This is a genomic window from Bacillus sp. 05T31 (assembly GCF_056396725.1).
In genome coordinates, this window is sequence record NZ_JBFTMA010001078.1 from 1 (window position 1) to 972 (window position 972).

1 protein-coding gene and 1 pseudogene are annotated in these 972 nt (G+C 33.0%); both read left to right on the forward strand.

The window, feature by feature from the left end; genetic code table 11:
- Positions 1 to 302 (forward strand): DUF1963 domain-containing protein (locus tag AC1DJR_RS31455; protein ID WP_477004410.1); only part of this gene is annotated, 302 nt, incomplete at its 5' end.
- A gap of 146 nt (positions 303 to 448) precedes the next feature.
- Positions 449 to 972: pseudogene (locus AC1DJR_RS31460) on the forward strand (transglutaminase domain-containing protein); the annotation flags it as partial.

Consider the following 972-nt stretch of genomic DNA (forward strand, 5'->3'; position numbering starts at 1 on the left):
TTGAAGATGAGGCGGATTCAGATCGTTTCTTGCAATTACTTGAAGAGCTAATCCCAGACAACTATGATAATCATCAAATGTTTGGAGAACCATTCTCTGTACAAGGTGAGGTATTGTACGAGACTGGACAATATATGGGGATAGATCCACAGCATATGACGCTCTTATTCCAAATTGATTCAGATACTAAAAATTGTAATATGATGTGGGGAGATTTAGGGATGCTTTATTTCTGTATTGGAAATGAAGACTTGAAAAATCGCCATTTTGAAAATACATGCTGTGTGTTGCAAACTTGCTAAAAAAAGGGTTGTTCTTTTTCTAAAAGAACAACCCTTTTAAAAATGTTAAATATGCATAATCTCATATGACCTATTTTGAAAAGTATTGTATACTCTGAAACTATACGATACTTTTTGTATAGTTATAGAATGTAAGGAGTGACAAGATGGGAAAGACAAGTAAGTATGTGACAGCTGCCGCACTTTGTTCAACTATAGTAATGGGAGGCTTACAGGCGTCAGCTGTATCTTATGCGGCTACGAATCCGACTACAGTGACAACACAATCAGATGCAAAGTTGTTAAATGATTTCAGAAAAGAATTAAAAAAACAGATTGATAATAGAGAAGAAAATATTACAATCACATATAAAACAAAAGATAGAAATGCTAGAAATATTATGGACCAATTGTATGGCGAGTTTAATAAAATTGTAGATGCTGATGAGTATGTAAAATATAATGTAGCGTCTACTAAATATTCTATAAAAGGGATGCCTGGGAATTATACATTTACATTACAAGTGAAGTATCGTGAATCAAAAGAGCAAACACAGTATGTAAAGTCTCAGGCGAAAGCAATTGTAAATTCTATCATTAAACAAGGCATGGATGAACATGAAAAAGTGAAAGCTATTCATGATTATGTTGTGAAACAAGTATCATATGATACGTCTTATCAAGCATATAC